Consider the following 15,719-nt stretch of genomic DNA (forward strand, 5'->3'; position numbering starts at 1 on the left):
AGAGCTTGAGCGGAATGCCGGGCGCGGCGCGCTACTGCAGCGAGCCTTCGCCGTCGCCGCCGCCGGTGCGCGCCATCGACATCTCCGTCACCGCGACCAGCATGTCGGCCCGCTCGGCGAGGCTCGGCGCCTCCAGCAGCGCCTGTTTCTCGCGTGCGCCGAAGGGCGACATCATGGCAAGCGCATTGACCAGCGCCTCGTTCGGCGCCTCCTTGATGCTCGACCAGTCGGCCTCGAGCTTGTTGGCGTCGAGATAGGCGGCGAGCGTTCGCAGCAGCGCGGCGCGGTCGACCTGCTCGGCGCCGAGATCGGGCGTGAAGTCGCCGGCGAAGTCGCCGAAATCGAGCTCTGCCTGGCGGAAGGGGGTGCCCGCCTCCACCTCGGCGACCAGCCGGAACCGGGCGACGCCGGTCAGCGTGACCAGGTAGCGCCCGTCCCCGCTCTCGGCGAACTCCGTGATGCGCCCGACGCAGCCGACCTTCTGCAGCGCCGGATTGGCGGTGGTCACGAGCGCGGGGACCGGCTGGATCATGCCGATCAGCCGCTCGTTCTTCAGCGCCGCGTCCACCATGGCGAGGTAGCGCGGTTCGAAGACGTTGAGCGGCAGCTGGCAGCGCGGCAGCAGCAGCGCGCCGTCGAGCGGGAACAGCGGAACCACGCCAGGCAGCTCCGAGGGCCCGCCATAGGGGCGATTGATCGCCATGGATGCCCTCCGGCTCGCGATAGTCTTGCCCGGGAGCGTCCCCGGGAAGTGCCGGCCGGCTTGCGTGCCGGGCCGGCGCTGGCTCAGGCGAAAAGTATCGACGACAGCCGCCGGCGTCCGGCGACGGTGTGCTCGTCGGTCGGGCCCCAGGCCTCGAAGAACTGCACGAGCTGCTTGCGCGCGCCGTCGTCGTTCCAGTTGCGGTCCTTGCGCACGATGGCGAGCAGCTCGTCCACCGCCTCCTCGCGCTTGCCGCGGGCGTTGAGCGCCAAAGCGAGGTCGAACCGGGCCTGGTGGTCGAGCGGGTTGGCCTCGACCCGGGCCGCCAGCTCGCGCACGTCGCCGAGCTCGGCCGCGGCCTCCTCCAGCTCGATCGCCGCGCGCACGGCGCTGATCGTGGCGTCGTTGGCCGCGCTCTCGGGTGCCAGCGCCAGCGTGGCCTTGGCCTGCGCGAGGCTGCCGGCGGCGAGCTGGGCGCGGGCGAGGCCGGCGATCGCCTTCAGGTTCGCCGGCTCCTCGGCCAGCACGGCGGTGAAGATCTCCACCGCGCCCATCAGGTCGCCCTCGGCCAGCGCCGCCTCGCCGCTCGCCACCACGTCGGCGATGTCGCCCGCCTCGCCGCCGCCGGCCGCGACCAGGCGGTCGACCAGCGCCTTGACCTGCGTCTCGGGCTGGGCGCCCATGAAGCCGTCCACCGGCTGGCCGTTGACGAAGGCGTAGACGGTGGGCAGCGACTGGATGCCGAGCTGCTGGGCGACGGAGGGGTGCTCGTCGGTGTTCATCTTGGCGAGGCGCACCTTGCCCTTCGCCTCGCGCACCACCTTCTCGATGATCGGGGTGAGCTGCTTGCACGGGCCGCACCACGGCGCCCAGAAATCGACCAGCACCGGACGGCGGCGGGATTCCTCGACGACGTCGGTCATGAAGCTCCGGGTCGTGACGTCGATCACGACATCGTCGCCGGCCGCGGCGGCGCCGTCCTGGGCCGGATTGGCGGGCTGGTTCAGCAACATGGATGTCCTCGCAATGCTTGCGCGCTACCGCGCCCTAAAATGGTCCCTGCCCGCGCAATTGCAACTGCGCCGGCGGCTCACGCCTCGTCCGGCGCGTCGGCCCGGCGCGGTACGTCCATGATGACCGGCTCGTGGCCGGTCGCGCGCAGGAAACGCACGAGATCGTCGCGCCCGATGGCGGTGGTGGCGGTGTTGACCAGCGGGTGGCAGTTGATCACCTCGTGCTCCAGCAGCACCGCGTCGAGCACCACGGTGACGCGCCCGGCCGCGTCATTCACCGGGCCGAAGGCGGTGACCGCGCCCGGCTTCACGCCCAGCACCTCCTCGAGCAGCTCGGCGCTGCCGAAGGAGAGCCGGCTCGCCGCGCCGAGCGGGGCGTGCAGGCTCTTCAGGTCGACCCGCGCCTCCTCGTCCACCACGACGAGGAACAGGTTGCCCTTCTTGTCCTTCAGGAACAGGTTCTTGGTGTGCCCGCCGGGAATATCGCCGCGCAGCTTCTGCGAATCCTCCACCGTGAACAGCGGGGGATGCTCGATCGTGGTGGTCGCGATGCCGAGATCGGCGAGGCGGGCGAACAGGTCGTCGGGGGAGAGCGGCATCGGCGTCCGGGAGGGGTTGAGCGGCATCGGGGCGCGGCAGGATCGGCTGAGGCACGTCGGTTGCCGCGCGTTCTAATGCCGGCCCCGGCTGGTGCGCAACTCCCGCCCGCCCGCGACTCCTTCCCGCCGCGCAGGGCGGGCGCGTGCGCCGCGCATGCCCTGCGTCCTTCGCCGTGGTTGACAGCCGCCCGGCACCGATCCCACATCGTCGGACGGTTCTGAGGATCGAGACATCATGCGTCCAGTTATCGGCGTGATCAGCGACGTCAAGCAGGTGGGCGGCCACACCGTCCACGGCGTCACCGAGAAATACATCTACGCGGTCGCGCGCGGGGCGCAGGCCATGCCGGTGCTGGTGCCCGGCACCATCTCGGCGGTCGATGACGACATGACGCCCGAGCGGGTGGTGATCGAGGAGATCCTCGACCTGTGCGACGGCATCTTCCTGCCCGGCAGCCCCTCCAATGTCGGCCCGCAGCATTATGGCGACCGGCCGCACGACCCGCCGCTGCCGGCCGATCCCCACCGCGACGACATCTCGCTGCCGCTGATCCGCGCGGCGCTGGAGCGCGGCGTGCCGCTGTTCGGCGTGTGCCGGGGCTTTCAGGAGATGAACGTCGCCATGGGCGGGACGCTGTTCCAGAAGCTCTACGAGCAGCCGGGGCGCTTCGACCACCGCGAGGATTCGAGCCTCGATATCGAGGGCCAGTACGCCCCGGTGCACGAGGTGGCGCTGGAGCCGGGCGGGCTGCTGGAGAGCCTCGCCGGTGCGCCGCGCTGGACGGTGAACTCGCTGCACGGGCAGGGCATCGCCCGCCTCGCGCCGGGGCTCGCCATCGAGGCGCGGGCGGACGACGGCACCGTCGAGGCGTTCCGCGTCCCCGACACGCCGGGGTTCAACCTCGCCATCCAGTGGCACCCGGAATGGCGGTTCTGGCAGGACCGGCTGTCGAGCGCGGTGTTCACCGCCTTCGGCGCCGCCGCAAGGCTGCGGGCGGAGGGCCGGCGCGCCGGCGCGCGCGAGCTGGCGGCGGTCTGACGAGCGGCGTTCGGGTCAGCCGAGCTTTTCCAGAAGATGGCCGATGCCGTCGCGTATGTCGGCCTCGATCGCGCGGCGCAGCCCCGCCTCGTCGCCCGCTTCCAGCGCCGCCAGCGCCTCGGCATGGCGGTCGACCGGGTAGTGCCGCTCGAGATCGGCCAGCGCCATGCGCATGAAGGGGCCGATCTGCAGCCAGACCGATTCGATCAGCGGCAGCAGCACGCTGTCGGGCCGCGCGCCGTAGAGCGCCGCGTGGAAGGCGAGGTTGGTCTCGATCATCGCCTCGGTGCCGCCCGCCTCCACCGCCGCGTCGCAGGCGCGGTTGAGCGCCGTGAGCCGCCGCAGCAGGGCGGCATCGGCCGCCGGCAGGGCGCGGGCGGCCGCCTCCACCTCCAGCATGATGCGGGCGGCGAACAGCTCGTCGAAGCGCCGGGCGGTCATCTCCGGCACCCGCACCCGGCGATTGTCGAGCAGCACCAGCGCCCGCTCGGCCACCAGCCGGCGCAGCGCCTCGCGCACCGGCATGGCGGAGACCCCCAGCGCCTCGGCGAGGCCGCGGATCGTCACCGCCTGCCCGGGCGGGAAGCGCCCGGCCATCACGCTGCGGCGCAGGCGGCGGAACACCCATTGCTGCACGGTCTCGCCGGGCAGGCGCGGTTCGAGGAGAAGATCGGGCGGATTGGGTTCCATCGGCCGGCGGGTGAGGGCGGGTGGGCAGGCGGCGCCTGTGACGTGAGACTGTCAGCGTAAAGCGCTATATAGCCCAAATCGGCGGCGCTACCCGCCGGCACGACCTGGAGAGAGACTCACATGGCCGAAAAGTCCGACATGCCCGCCGGCCGCGCCGGCTACGAGCTCGATCCGAAGCTGCTGGAGATCCTGGTGTGCCCGGTCACCAAGGGCACGCTGGAATATGACCGCGAGGCGCGCGAGCTGATCTCGCGCAGCGCCAAGCTCGCCTACCCGATCCGCGACGGCATCCCGATCATGCTCGCCGACGAGGCGCGCACCCTGACCGAGGACGAGCTCGCGGCGCGCTGAAGCTACAGCGCCTCGCCGCGCAGCAGCTTCGGGGCGGCGCCGGCGATGCCGGCCGCGTCGCGGATGAACACGTTCTTCAACGAGGGCAGCCGCTCGACCAGGCCGAGCCCGACGTCGCGCACCAGCCGCACCACGTCGGCGCGCTGGGCGAACAGCCGGTTGAGCCCGTCGGTCGCCACGCCCATGGCCAGCGTATCGAAGCGCCGCCAGCGCTGGTAGCGCTCCAGCACGTCCGGCCCGCCGATGTCGAGGCCGAGCCGGGCGGCGTCGGTGACCGATTCGGCCAGCGCCGCGACGTCGCGCAGGCCCATATTGATGCCCTGCCCGGCGATCGGGTGGATGAGATGGGCGGCGTCGCCCAGCAGCGCCAGCCGGTCGGCGGCGAAGCGCCGCGCCATCTGGAAGCCGAGCGGGAATGCCTTCGGCCGGTCGAGGATTTCGATCGCGCCGAGCTCCAGCCCGAACCGTCGCTCCAGCTCGTCGAGCAGCAGCACCGGCGGCAGCTCCAGCAGCCGGCCGGCGGTCTCTGTGGGCTCGGTCCAGACGATCGAGCAGCGGTTGCCGGTCAGCGGCAGCATGGCGAAGGGGCCGCCCGGCAGGAAATGCTCGACAGCGCGGCCGCCATGCGGGCGCTCGTGGCCGACCGTCATCACGATCGCCGACTGGCCGTAGGACCAGCCGACCACGCCGATGCCGGCGAGCGCGCGCAGCTTCGAGCGGGCGCCGTCGCAGGCGCAGAGCAGGCTGGCGCGGATTTCTTCCCCGCCGGCGAGCCGGATGGCGACGTCGCTGGCGCCGGCCTCGAAGCCGGCGATGGAGGCGGGAACTAGGGCGACGCCCCGCTCGCGCGCGAGTTCGGTCATCGCGTCCTGCAGCGCCGCGTTGGGCAGCATGTGGGCGAAGGGCTCGCCCGGCGCGACGTCGCCGTCGAAGGTGAGGAAGACCGGCCGGGCCGCGTCGCCGAGCTTCGAATCGGTGATCTCCATGGCGAGGATCGGCTCGGCGAGCGCGCTCACCCGCTCCCAAATGCCGAGCGTCTCGAACAGGCGCCGCGCCCCGGCGGCGAAGGCGGAGGCGCGCAGATCCGCGCTCGCGGGCAGGTGGCCGCCGGCGCCGCGCGGGCCCGCATAGGCGGGATCGGCGATGGCGAGGCGGGCGCCCGCGCCGAGGCCCTGGCGCAGGGCAAGGGCGAGGGTGAGCCCGGCGAGGCCGCCGCCGGCGATCACCGCATCGTACCGCTCCGCCTGTCCCTTGGGGGCTCGCATGGCCGCCGGCCTCCGTTCCGTTCCGTTCGGCGGCACCGTCTGTTCGGTGCATTGTGCCGGGGCCATCATATGCCTTAGCTACGGCGTGGGGACAATGCGCCGGCCCCGCGACCTTCCGCTCACCGCCGGCCGCATCACCAGCCGGAGCCGCCATGCCGACCGAGCCGACCGCCGACCGACCCGCCCTCGATCCCTCCTCGCCCGCCAGCATCGCCGAGCTGATCGGCCTGCTCGACCTCGAGCGGCTGGAGGACAATCTGTTCCGGGGCGAGAATCCGCCGGAGTCGTGGCCGTTCCGCACCCGCGTCTTCGGTGGCCAGGTGCTGGCGCAGGCGCTGGTCGCCGCCCAGCGCACGGTCGACGTCGCCGCCCATTCGATGCACGCCTATTTCCTGCTGGCGGGCGACCCCTCGATCCCGATCCTCTACGAGGTCGAGCGGGTGCGCGACGGGCGCAGCTTCGCCACCCGGCGCACGGTGGCGATCCAGCACGGGCGGCCGATCTTCATCATGTCGGTCTCGTTCCATCGCGAAGAGCCGGGGCTCGAGCACCAGCTCGACCTCGACCGGAGCGTGCCCCCGCCCGAGGAGGTGCCGGGCATCAACGAGCTCGCGCCCGAGGTGCTGGCGCGCCTGCCCGCGCCGGTGCTGGACTACTGGACGCGGCCGCGCCCGATCGAGCTGCGCCCGGTCGGGCTCGGCGAGCCGCGCAGCGAACCGCGCCGCTTCGTCTGGTTCCGCGCCGGCCGCCCGCTGCCGGACGACCCGGCGATGCACCGCGCGGTGCTGGCCTATGCGAGCGACATGACGCTGCTGGAGGCGACCACGGTGCTGCACGGCACCAGCGTGCTCGGCACGCGGATCCAGGCGGCGAGCCTCGACCACGCGCTGTGGATGCATCGCCCGTTCCGCGCCGACGACTGGCTGCTCTACGCCCAGGACAGCCCGAGCGCTTCCGGCGCCCGCGGGCTGGCGCGCGGACTTGTCTATGATCGGGGCGGGCGGCTGGTCGCATCCGTGGCACAGGAAGGGCTGATCCGTCCTGTCATACCGTCGTCCGACGACCGTGCCTAATTTTTAATCTTCATGTGTCAAAACTTGGGCGGGACGCGAGGGACCCGATTCGCGCCGACCAAGAAATGGGCAGCTCCCGCGCCGCGCCCCGGCGCGGCCAGAGCCGGCTCACCTTTGGGTGAACACGAGCCGGGCCGGCCGAAAAGCGGCGAAAACCCGTGCCCGCACCGCGGTTGGCACGCGAATTGATTCCCTTACGCCCGGCTTGACCGAAGGGTTGTGAAAACCTGCCTGGCCGAGTCCGACATGAAACGCCCGGGGGTCCTGTCAAAGGGTCCGGGGGCAAGCGGGGACAGGAACCATGAAGATCGTCATGGCTATCATCAAGCCTTTCAAGCTTGAGGAAGTCCGGGATGCGCTCACAGGCATCGGCGTGCACGGACTGACTGTTACGGAGGTCAAGGGATATGGCCGGCAGAAGGGCCACACCGAGATCTATCGCGGCGCCGAATACGCGGTGAGCTTCCTGCCGAAGCTCAAGATCGAAGTGGCGGTCGCGTCCGATCACGTCGGCAAGGTCATCGACGCCATCACCACCTCGGCCAAGACCGGCCAGATCGGCGACGGCAAGATCTTCGTCTACGCGATCGACCAGGCCGTGCGCATCCGTACCGGCGAAACCGACGCCGACGCGCTGTGAGCCAGCGCCATCTCCCGACATTTTCCGATTGCACGGAGCATTGAACCCATGACGAAGAAGAACTGGATACGCGCGGGCCTTCCCGTGCTGGCGATGACGGCGCTGGTAGCGGCCGCCGCATTCGCGCAGGACGCGCCGCAGACCGGCGCGGAGGCCACCACCGAGGCCGCCGCCGCCGTCGCCACCGTGGACAAGGGCGACATCACCTGGATGATGATCTCCACTGTCCTCGTGCTGTTCATGACCGTTCCGGGCCTCGCCCTCTTCTATGGCGGCCTCGTGCGCGCCAAGAACATGCTGTCCGTGCTGATGCAGGTCACGGTGATCTGCGCGGTGATGATGCTGCTGTGGGTGTTCTACGGCTACTCGCTGGCCTTCACCGACGGCAACCCCTTCATCGGCGGCCTCTCCAAGGCGTTCCTCGCCGGCGTCAACACCGACAGCCTGGCCGACACCTTCTCCGAGGGCGTGAAGATCCCCGAATACGTCTTCATGGCGTTCCAGATGACCTTCTCGGCCATCACGCCCGCGCTCATCATCGGCGCCTTCGCCGAGCGCATGAAGTTCTCGGCGATCGTGCTGTTCTGCATCCTGTGGGTCACGGTGGTTTACTACCCGATCTGCCACATGGTCTGGTTCTCGGGCGGCTACCTGTTCGACCTCGGCGCGCTCGACTTCGCCGGCGGCACCGTGGTGCACATCAACGCCGGTATCGCGGGCCTCGTCGGCTGCCTGATCATCGGCAAGCGCACCGGCTTCGGCAAGGAACTGATGCCTCCCCACTCGCTGCCCTTCGCCATGGTCGGCGCCAGCGTGCTGTGGGTCGGCTGGTTCGGCTTCAACGCCGGTTCGAACCTCGAGGCCAATGCGGGCACCACGCTCGCGCTGGTGAACACCTTCGTCGCCACCGCCGGCGCCATCGTCGGCTGGACCATCATCGAGTGGATCGCCAAGGGCAAGCCCTCCATGCTCGGCGCCATCTCCGGCATGGTCGCGGGCCTCGTCGCCGTCACCCCGGCGGCCGGCCTCTCGGGCCCGATCGGCGCGATCGTGCTCGGCTTCGTCGCCTCCATCATCTGCTTCTTCTTCGTCACCACGGTGAAGAACGCGCTCGGCTATGACGACAGCCTCGACGTGTTCGGCGTCCACGGCATCGGCGGCATCGTCGGCGCCATCGGCACCGGCATCGTGGTCGCCCCCTCGCTCGGCGGCCCCGGCATCGACGGCTACGAGATGGGCCACCAGGTGTGGGTCCAGATCCAGGCGGTCGCCACCACCATCGTGTGGTGCGGCGTGCTGTCGGCGATCCTCTACTGGATCGTGAACATCGTCGTCGGCCTGCGTCCCTCGGTGGAGCGCGAGCGCGAGGGTCTCGACATCGTCGAGCACGGCGAGCGCGCCTACCACAGCTGAGCGACTTCCGGGCGCGGTCCGCCGCGCCCGGCCCTTCCGAACGCCGCAGCTTCCCGCTGCCTCAAGGCCCCGGTCTCGTGCCGGGGTCTTTTTCATTGCGGGGGCCGGTGCGAAACCTGCTGCCGATTCATTGCTGGGACAACTCGCGGCACCGCCGGTCGCGGGACGCGCCGTCACCGGCGGGTTGCGGAAGGTCTGGATCTGCCGGGCTGGCCGTGCAGCCGCCCCGTTTGAGGCTCCCGGCCCGGCTTTCATGCCGATCCGCCAAGGCGCCCGCGCGCGCCCGTTTGCCCGGCCCGGATCGCCGCTCCCGGCCGACGGCCTGCCCGGCGGCGTTCGTACGGGGTGATGGCGTCCCGGCGCCGTGCGCTTAGACTGATCCCTCCGCGCCGCGCCACGCCGTCGTCCCCACCTGCCGCCTCGCCTGCCATCGTTCGTCCATGGTTAAGGGCGCCTTTACCGCAGCCCCGCTATGGTGCGGGCGAACCCCGCTCCGTGCGGACATGGCGAGATCGTTCCGAGTGTCAGAGCCAGCCCTCCAGCCCGCCCCCTCCGCGGCGCCCGATCCGGGCCCGGCCGCGCGCTCGCCCTTCGTGCGGCTCACCGAGCTGCTCGCCGGGCTGACGCCGGGCAAGCCGGCGCTGAGCCTGGCGGTGGGCGAGCCGCGCCATGCCATGCCGGACTTCGTCGGGTCGGTGCTGGCCGGCCATCTCGACGGTTTCGGGCGCTATCCCGCCGGCAAGGGCCTGCCCGAGTTCCGCGCTGCCGCCGCCGACTGGTTCGGGCGGCGCTACGCGCTTTCCCGCCCGCTCGACCCGGAGCGCGAGGTGCTGGTGCTCAACGGCTCGCGCGAGGGCCTGTTCTTCGCGGCGACGATGGCGCGCCGCCTCGCCTCGCCCGCCAAGCTCGCGCGCCTCGCCGGCGGCGCGCCGCTGGTGCTGCTGCCCAACCCGTTCTACGCCGCCTATGGCGCCGGGGCGGAGGCGGCGGGCTGCGAGAGCTTCGCCCTGCCGCTGCCCGCCGGGGGCGGCTGGCTGCCGGACCTCGACGCGCTGACACCCGAGCTGATGGGCCGCGCCATCGCACTCTATTTCGCCTCGCCCGCCAATCCGCAGGGCACCATCGCCCCGCGTGCCTATCTGGAGCGGCTGGTCGCGCTGTGCCGCGCCCATGAGGTGATGGTGTTCGCGGACGAATGCTATTCCGAGATCTGGCTCGGCGACGCGCCGCCCACCGGCATACTGGAAGTGTCGGGGCCGGACCATGCCGGCGTGGTTGCCTTCAACTCGCTGTCGAAGCGCTCCAGCCTGCCCGGTCTCCGGGTGGGCTTCTGCGCCGGGGACGCGGCCTTCATGGCCGCCTTCGCCGAGTTCCGCAACGTCGCCGCGCCGCAGGTGCCCGAGCCGCTGCAGCACGTCGCCATCGCCGCGCTGGCGGACGAGGCGCATGTGAGCGCGAGCCGCGACCTCTACCGCGCCAAGTTCGACATCGCCGACCGCGTGCTCGCCGGCCGCTTCGGCTATGAGCGGCCCGATGGCGGCTTCTTCCTGTGGCTCGACGTGGCTTCGGCCGGCGGCGGCGAAGAAGCGGCGCGCCGGCTGTGGGAGCGCGAGGGCCTGCGCACCGTGCCGGGCGGCTATCTGTGCCGCAGCGACGCGCAGGGCCGCAATCCCGGCGAGAACTATCTGCGCATCGCGCTGGTGCAGGATGTCGAGACCACGCAGGCGGCGCTGCCACGCCTCCTGGCGGGGCTGAGCTGACGACGCGAAGGGGGAAGTATGGGGCGGCAGGCACAGACCATGCGGACGCCACGGGACGAGAGCGTCAGCGCCCGTCCCGGACGCGCCTCCGCCTCGCGGACGGCTTCCGGCAAGGGCGCCGGCGCGTCGGCCAAGCTCGGCGGCAAGGCGCCGGGCAAACCGGCATTGGGCAAATCGGGCGGCAGCGCCGGGGCGCGGGCCGCCCGCCGCGCGGCGCGTGAGCCCTCGGCGGCCGATCGCCGATCCCTCGCCCGCATGGGCGCCTTCCTGCCCGAGGAGGTGCGCGGCGCGCTGCGCCGGCGGCTCGCCGAGCTGGCGGGCCTCGTGCTGCTCGTGGTCTGCGCGCTGCTGTTCGTCGCGCTCGCGACCTGGTCGGTCAACGATCCGAGCCTCTCGCGCTCGAGCGATTCGGCGCCGGCCAACCTGCTCGGCCTGCCGGGCGCGGCGATCGCCGACCTGCTGATGCAGCTCTTCGGCGTCGCCGCGGTGGCGGTGGTATTGCCGATGGGCATCTGGGGCTGGCTGATCCTGACCCATCGCCGCCCGCGCCGGGGACGGGCGCGGCTCGTCGCCGGCATCGTCGGCGTCGTCTGCGCCGCCGGCTTCGCTGCCTGCCTGCCGCGTTTCGGGGCGTGGCCGCTGCCGAGCGGGCTCGGCGGGGTGATGGGCGAGGCGGTGCTTGCCGTGCCGGACGCGCTGCGCTCCACCTGGCTCAGCGGCTTCGACTACGCGGTGGTCGGCGGGATCTGCCTGTTCGGCGCCGTGATCGGATTGCCGATCGCGGTCGGCATCGGGCTGAAGGCGCCGGCCGGGCTAGAGGACGAGGACGTCTTCGAGGCCGATGACGATGACGAGGGAGACGAGGAGACAGGCCGCTTCGGGGTCGCGCTCGGCATGGCGACCCATTGGCTGCTGTCGCTGAAGGCCCGGCTGATGCCGGCCCGCGCCCGCCGCACCTATGGCGCGTCCCGCCCGGGCATCTCCGCCCGGCTGCGCGGCCTGTCCGGCCTCGACGAGGAGGAGGAAGGCTTTGCGCGCGGCGGCCGGATGGAGCCGAGCTTCGGTGCCGCCGATATCGAGGACGAGGAGGAGTTTGCCGGCTACGCTTCCGACGACACGCCGTTCGACGAGGACGAGGAGGAGCCGCCTGCGCCGCCGCCGAGCCGCTCGAAGCGCCGCCCGCCGCTGCGCTCGATCAAGGGCGGGCGCGCCATGGCGGAGGAGGCGCGCCGGCGCTACCAGCCGCCGGGGCTCGACCTGCTCACCGCACCGGCCGGCCGCGCCGGCCCCGCCCTGCCCCGCGATGTGCTGGACGACAATGCCCGCGACCTCGAGGGGGTGCTGGAGGATTTCGGCGTGCGCGGCGCCATCGTCAATGCGCGTCCCGGCCCGGTGGTCACGCTCTACGAGCTGGAGCCGGCGCCCGGCATCAAGTCGAGCCGCGTCATCGGCCTGTCGGACGACATCGCCCGCTCGATGAGCGCGATCTCCGCGCGCGTGGCGGTGATCCCGGGCAAGAACGCGATCGGCATCGAGCTGCCCAACCCCAAGCGCGACAAGGTGCTGCTGCGCGAGATCCTGTCCTCCAAGGACCTCGGCGAGGCCGCCTACAAGCTGCCCATCGCGCTCGGCAAGACCATTGGCGGCGACCCCGTCATCGTCGACCTCGCCCGCATGCCGCATCTGCTCGTGGCCGGCACCACCGGCTCGGGCAAGTCGGTCGCCATCAACACCATGATCCTGAGCCTGCTCTACCGGCACCGGCCGGAGCAGTGCCGCCTGATCATGATCGACCCCAAGATGCTGGAACTCTCGACCTATGAGGGCATCCCGCACCTCCTCACCCCCGTCGTCACCGACCCGAAGAAGGCGGTGGTCGCCCTGAAATGGGCGGTGCGCGAGATGGAGGAGCGCTACAAGAAGATGTCGAAGGTCGGCGTGCGCAACATCGACGGCTTCAACGCCCGCGTCATCGAGGCGATGGCGAAGGGCGAGACGATCGTGCGCACGGTGCAGACCGGCTTCGACCGCGAGACCGGCGAGGCGATCTACGAGCGCGAGGAGATGGACCTCTCCCCGCTCCCCTACATCGTGATCGTGGTCGACGAGATGGCCGACCTGATGATGGTCGCCGGCAAGGAGATCGAGGGCGCGATCCAGCGCCTCGCCCAGATGGCCCGTGCCGCCGGCATCCACCTCATCATGGCGACGCAGCGTCCCTCGGTGGACGTCATCACCGGCACCATCAAGGCCAACTTCCCGACCCGCATCTCCTTCCAGGTCACCTCGAAGATCGACTCGCGCACCATCCTCGGCGAGATGGGCGCCGAGCAGCTGCTCGGCCAAGGCGACATGCTCTACATGGCCGGCGGCGGACGCATCTCGCGCGTCCACGGCCCGTTCGTCTCCGACCAGGAGGTCGAGCGCATCGTCGACCACCTGAAGACGCAGGGCGCGCCCGACTATGTCGAGGAGGTCACGGCCGACCTCGACGGCGAGGGCGAGGACGGCGCGGTGTTCGACAAGGGCTCCTTCGGCGAGGAGGGAGGCGATCTCTATTCGCAGGCGGTGGCGGTGGTGATGCGCGACAAGAAGTGCTCCACCTCCTACATCCAGCGCCGGCTGCAGATCGGCTACAACCGCGCCGCCTCGCTGGTCGAGCGGATGGAGCATGAGGGGCTGGTCGGCCCGGCCAACCATGCCGGCAAGCGCGAGATCCTGATCGAACCGACCGGTGCCGACGAGCGTTGATGGCGTGCCGACAGCCGCGCATGCAGGCTGCGTCCGCCCGGCCGGTGCCGGGCTGACCTTGCGTCCATGCCGGCGGTGCGGGCCACAGGATCGCCACAGCGGGCCGCTACCGGCTAGAAGACCTTGACGATGGATTTCGACGATTCGCGCCGTGCGCGCCAGCGAGAGGGCCTCATGCGCCATTTGCTCACCGCCTGCGCAGTTTCCTGCCTGCTGGCCGCCGCGGGCCTGCCTGCGCACGCGCAGGTGCCCCCGCCCTTCGCCCCGCCGAAGAAGCCGTCGGCGGCCGTGATGGCGCAGAGCACGCCGGCCAAGCCGAAGGCGCAGGTTCAGGCCCAGGCGACCGCCGCCGCGCCGGGCGCCGACCCCAACATCCAGATGTCGACCGTCGCCGGCCAGGGCGCGGCGGCGAACACGGTCCAGCGCATCAACCAGTACTTCAACAGCTTCAAGGCGATGAGCGGCAATTTCGTGCAGGTCGACCCCGACGGCACCCGCCGCCAGGGCCAGTTCTACCTGCTCAAGCCCGGCCGCGTGCTGTTCGAATACGACCCGCCGAGCCCGATCGAGCTGGTCGCCGACGGGCGCTCGGTGGCGGTGCGCGACAAGCGGCTGAAGACGCAGGACATCACCCCGCTCTCGGCGACGCCGCTGCGCTTCCTGCTGGCGGAGAACTTCAACCTCGCGCGCAACGCCAACGTCACCGGCGTCTACCAGGACGACGTGTTCGCCACCGTGGTGCTGGAGGAGAAGCAGCCCATGGTCGGCACCTACCGGCTGATGATCATGTTCGACGCCAAGACCATGCAGCTCAAGCAGTGGACGGTGACCGACCCGCAGGGCTACGACACCACGGTCGCGGTCTCGAACCTCAACACCACGGATCGTCCCGACCCGATGCTGTTCGTCATCAACCGCGATTGATGCCGAGGCGGTTATTCCGGCAGCCTGACGGGATGACCGACGAGAAATCGGATATTGCCCAGGTCTGGCAGGCCGGTGCGTGGCTTTGCATCGGCATAGAGGACGCTCTGCGTCATCGTCCCGAACGCATGCGGTGCCGCGAATGCCATGGCCGCGTCCGCGCCCACAAGGAGGGGACGACCGGCCAGCGCGCACATTTCGAGCATCGCGTGGCCCATCCGGGATGTTCGCTCAAACGGTCCACATTCTCTGGTCATCGCTCACTTCATCCCGACGCGCTGGATTGATATTGAGGGGAACCTGTTCCTCCATCGCGGTCGCCTGATGCCGCGTCCGCAAAGGTCCCGTCCTCCGTGCCGCTCTCCATCGCCACCTGGAACATCAATTCGGTGCGCCTGCGCATCGAGCTCGTCGCCAAGCTCGCCCGCGAGCACCAGCCGGACGTCATCTGCCTGCAGGAGACCAAGACGCCCGACGACCGCTTCCCGCTGAAGGACGCGGCGAAGTTCGGCTATCCGCACGCGGCGATCCATGGCCAGAAGGGCTATCACGGCGTCGCCATCCTCTCGAAGCGACCGTTCGAAAGCGTGAGCCGGCAGGGTTTCTGCGACATGGGCGACGCGCGCCACATCAGCGCGGTGCTGGGCCGCGAGGCCGGGCTCGACGCGCCGCTGACGATCCACAATTTCTACATCCCGGCCGGCGGCGACATTCCCGACCCGGCGGTCAACGAGAAGTTCCGCCACAAGCTCGCCTTCCTCGACGAGGCGACCGCCTGGGAGGCGCTACATCCGCTCGCGCCCGGCGCGCGCTCGATCCTGGTCGGCGACCTCAATATCGCGCCGCTCGAGACCGACGTGTGGAGCCACAAGCAGCTTCTCGACGTGGTCAGCCACACGCCGATCGAGGTGGAGAAGCTCGGCGCGCTGCAGGCGGCGGGCGGCTGGGTCGACGTGATGCGCAACTTCATCCCGCCGCAGGACAAGCTGTTCACCTGGTGGAGCTACCGCGCCGCCGACTGGGCGGCCTCCAATCGCGGACGCCGGCTCGACCATGTGTGGGCGAGCCCCGCCCTGGCGCCGGCGGCCACCGGGCTCACCGTGCTTCGCGAGGCGCGCGGCTGGGAGCGTCCGTCCGACCACGTGCCGGTGATCGTGAGCCTCGATGCGTGAGGGCGCGCGGGCGGGCTCGCCTTTGGCGGAGGCTCGTTATAGGTTGCGCCAGACGCCGTCCCGCCGCCCGCTTCGCCGCCAGCCCGAGGATCCTTCCTTGACCCGCCGCCTCCTGTCCCGCCCATCCCGATACCTCGCCGCCGCGCTCGTTCTCGGCGGGGCGCTGGCGCTCGGCGGCTGCGGCGTCAAAGGCCCGCTGGAGCCGCCGCCGGATTCGCCGATGGGCCATCCCGGGCCGGACGGCAAGATGCCCAAGGACACCGGGCCGATAAAGCCGGACAAGCCCTTCATCCTCGACGGCCTGCTCTGATCGGCGCGCCCCGGCC

General features: G+C 71.0%; 16 protein-coding genes. 11 read left to right on the forward strand and 5 right to left on the reverse strand.

Annotation, left to right across the window (positions count from 1 at the left end; genetic code table 11):
- Positions 1-31: 31 nt before the first annotated feature.
- The 3 genes from NVS89_RS08885 to NVS89_RS08895 form a co-directional block, all read right to left on the reverse strand.
- A complete protein-coding gene (locus NVS89_RS08885) occupies positions 32-703 on the reverse strand; it encodes an LON peptidase substrate-binding domain-containing protein (RefSeq protein ID WP_258732253.1) in 672 nt (223 codons plus the stop codon).
- A gap of 83 nt (positions 704-786) precedes the next feature.
- Positions 787-1,716 (reverse strand): thioredoxin, encoded by a 930-nt coding sequence (gene trxA, locus NVS89_RS08890; protein WP_258732254.1) that lies wholly within the window; start codon positions 1,714-1,716, stop codon positions 787-789.
- Positions 1,717-1,793: 77 nt separating this feature from the next.
- On the reverse strand, positions 1,794-2,315 hold the full coding sequence (locus NVS89_RS08895; RefSeq protein ID WP_258732255.1) for a prolyl-tRNA synthetase associated domain-containing protein: 522 nt from the start codon (positions 2,313-2,315) through the stop codon (positions 1,794-1,796).
- Positions 2,316-2,550: 235 nt separating this feature from the next.
- Between NVS89_RS08895 and NVS89_RS08900 the strand changes: the two genes are divergently transcribed.
- Entirely contained in the window at positions 2,551-3,354 is an 804-nt protein-coding gene (locus tag NVS89_RS08900; protein WP_258732256.1) for a gamma-glutamyl-gamma-aminobutyrate hydrolase family protein, read from the forward strand.
- 15 nt (positions 3,355-3,369) lie between these two features.
- Here the strand turns inward: NVS89_RS08900 and NVS89_RS08905 are convergent, their stop codons facing one another.
- Positions 3,370-4,044 carry a GntR family transcriptional regulator gene (locus NVS89_RS08905; protein ID WP_258732257.1) on the reverse strand — a complete coding sequence of 225 codons (675 nt, stop codon included), beginning with the start codon at positions 4,042-4,044 and terminating at the stop codon, positions 3,370-3,372.
- 120 nt (positions 4,045-4,164) lie between these two features.
- On the opposite strand from NVS89_RS08905, the gene NVS89_RS08910 reads away from it, so the two are divergent.
- Positions 4,165-4,395, forward strand: a complete 231-nt coding sequence (locus tag NVS89_RS08910) for a Trm112 family protein (protein ID WP_258732258.1) — start codon at positions 4,165-4,167, stop codon at positions 4,393-4,395.
- A gap of 2 nt (positions 4,396-4,397) precedes the next feature.
- Here the strand turns inward: NVS89_RS08910 and NVS89_RS08915 are convergent, their stop codons facing one another.
- Complete coding sequence (locus tag NVS89_RS08915) at positions 4,398-5,660, reverse strand: ubiquinone biosynthesis hydroxylase (RefSeq protein WP_258732259.1); 1,263 nt, start codon at positions 5,658-5,660, stop codon at positions 4,398-4,400.
- A 152-nt stretch (positions 5,661-5,812) separates the two neighbouring features.
- Between NVS89_RS08915 and NVS89_RS08920 the strand changes: the two genes are divergently transcribed.
- From NVS89_RS08920 to lptM, 9 genes are all read left to right on the forward strand, one after another.
- A complete protein-coding gene (locus tag NVS89_RS08920) occupies positions 5,813-6,733 on the forward strand; it encodes an acyl-CoA thioesterase (RefSeq protein WP_258732260.1) in 921 nt (306 codons plus the stop codon).
- Between the two features lie 301 nt (positions 6,734-7,034).
- Positions 7,035-7,373, forward strand: a complete 339-nt coding sequence (locus tag NVS89_RS08925) for a P-II family nitrogen regulator (protein WP_163075252.1) — start codon at positions 7,035-7,037, stop codon at positions 7,371-7,373.
- A 48-nt stretch (positions 7,374-7,421) separates the two neighbouring features.
- The gene (locus tag NVS89_RS08930; protein ID WP_258732261.1) at positions 7,422-8,786 is read left to right on the forward strand and encodes an ammonium transporter; all 1,365 of its coding nucleotides are present in this window, start codon (positions 7,422-7,424) and stop codon (positions 8,784-8,786) included.
- A gap of 521 nt (positions 8,787-9,307) precedes the next feature.
- Positions 9,308-10,546 (forward strand): aminotransferase class I/II-fold pyridoxal phosphate-dependent enzyme, encoded by a 1,239-nt coding sequence (locus tag NVS89_RS08935; RefSeq protein WP_258732262.1) that lies wholly within the window; start codon positions 9,308-9,310, stop codon positions 10,544-10,546.
- A gap of 39 nt (positions 10,547-10,585) precedes the next feature.
- A complete protein-coding gene (locus NVS89_RS08940) occupies positions 10,586-13,297 on the forward strand; it encodes a DNA translocase FtsK (protein ID WP_374114545.1) in 2,712 nt (903 codons plus the stop codon).
- Between the two features lie 129 nt (positions 13,298-13,426).
- Positions 13,427-14,221, forward strand: coding sequence for a LolA family protein (locus NVS89_RS08945; protein WP_258732263.1), 795 nt, complete (start codon positions 13,427-13,429; stop codon positions 14,219-14,221).
- 32 nt (positions 14,222-14,253) lie between these two features.
- The gene (locus tag NVS89_RS23030; protein ID WP_502550538.1) at positions 14,254-14,508 is read left to right on the forward strand and encodes a hypothetical protein; all 255 of its coding nucleotides are present in this window, start codon (positions 14,254-14,256) and stop codon (positions 14,506-14,508) included.
- Between the two features lie 66 nt (positions 14,509-14,574).
- Positions 14,575-15,393, forward strand: coding sequence for an exodeoxyribonuclease III (locus tag NVS89_RS08955; RefSeq protein WP_258732265.1), 819 nt, complete (start codon positions 14,575-14,577; stop codon positions 15,391-15,393).
- A gap of 97 nt (positions 15,394-15,490) precedes the next feature.
- Positions 15,491-15,703 carry an LPS translocon maturation chaperone LptM gene (gene lptM / locus NVS89_RS08960; RefSeq protein ID WP_258732266.1) on the forward strand — a complete coding sequence of 71 codons (213 nt, stop codon included), beginning with the start codon at positions 15,491-15,493 and terminating at the stop codon, positions 15,701-15,703.
- Positions 15,704-15,719: the final 16 nt, after the last annotated feature.

It is taken from the genome of Ancylobacter mangrovi, from assembly GCF_024752355.1.
GTDB lineage: Bacteria > Pseudomonadota > Alphaproteobacteria > Rhizobiales > Xanthobacteraceae > Ancylobacter > Ancylobacter mangrovi.

What these genes read in the sequence shown, in the direction of transcription:
- NVS89_RS08945 (WP_258732263.1), top strand. Translation starts at nt 13,427, where the DNA reads ATGGATTTCGACGATTCGCGCCGTGCGCGCCAGCGAGAGGGCCTCATG.
- NVS89_RS08905 (WP_258732257.1), bottom strand. Translation starts at nt 4,044, where the DNA reads ATGGAACCCAATCCGCCCGATCTTCTCCTCGAACCGCGCCTGCCCGGC.
- NVS89_RS08885 (WP_258732253.1), bottom strand. Translation starts at nt 703, where the DNA reads ATGGCGATCAATCGCCCCTATGGCGGGCCCTCGGAGCTGCCTGGCGTG.
- trxA (WP_258732254.1), bottom strand. Translation starts at nt 1,716, where the DNA reads ATGTTGCTGAACCAGCCCGCCAATCCGGCCCAGGACGGCGCCGCCGCG.
- NVS89_RS08930 (WP_258732261.1), top strand. Translation starts at nt 7,422, where the DNA reads ATGACGAAGAAGAACTGGATACGCGCGGGCCTTCCCGTGCTGGCGATG.
- NVS89_RS08910 (WP_258732258.1), top strand. Translation starts at nt 4,165, where the DNA reads ATGGCCGAAAAGTCCGACATGCCCGCCGGCCGCGCCGGCTACGAGCTC.
- NVS89_RS08915 (WP_258732259.1), bottom strand. Translation starts at nt 5,660, where the DNA reads ATGCGAGCCCCCAAGGGACAGGCGGAGCGGTACGATGCGGTGATCGCC.
- NVS89_RS23030 (WP_502550538.1), top strand. Translation starts at nt 14,254, where the DNA reads ATGACCGACGAGAAATCGGATATTGCCCAGGTCTGGCAGGCCGGTGCG.
- NVS89_RS08940 (WP_374114545.1), top strand. Translation starts at nt 10,586, where the DNA reads ATGCGGACGCCACGGGACGAGAGCGTCAGCGCCCGTCCCGGACGCGCC.
- NVS89_RS08925 (WP_163075252.1), top strand. Translation starts at nt 7,035, where the DNA reads ATGAAGATCGTCATGGCTATCATCAAGCCTTTCAAGCTTGAGGAAGTC.
- NVS89_RS08900 (WP_258732256.1), top strand. Translation starts at nt 2,551, where the DNA reads ATGCGTCCAGTTATCGGCGTGATCAGCGACGTCAAGCAGGTGGGCGGC.
- NVS89_RS08920 (WP_258732260.1), top strand. Translation starts at nt 5,813, where the DNA reads ATGCCGACCGAGCCGACCGCCGACCGACCCGCCCTCGATCCCTCCTCG.
- NVS89_RS08895 (WP_258732255.1), bottom strand. Translation starts at nt 2,315, where the DNA reads ATGCCGCTCTCCCCCGACGACCTGTTCGCCCGCCTCGCCGATCTCGGC.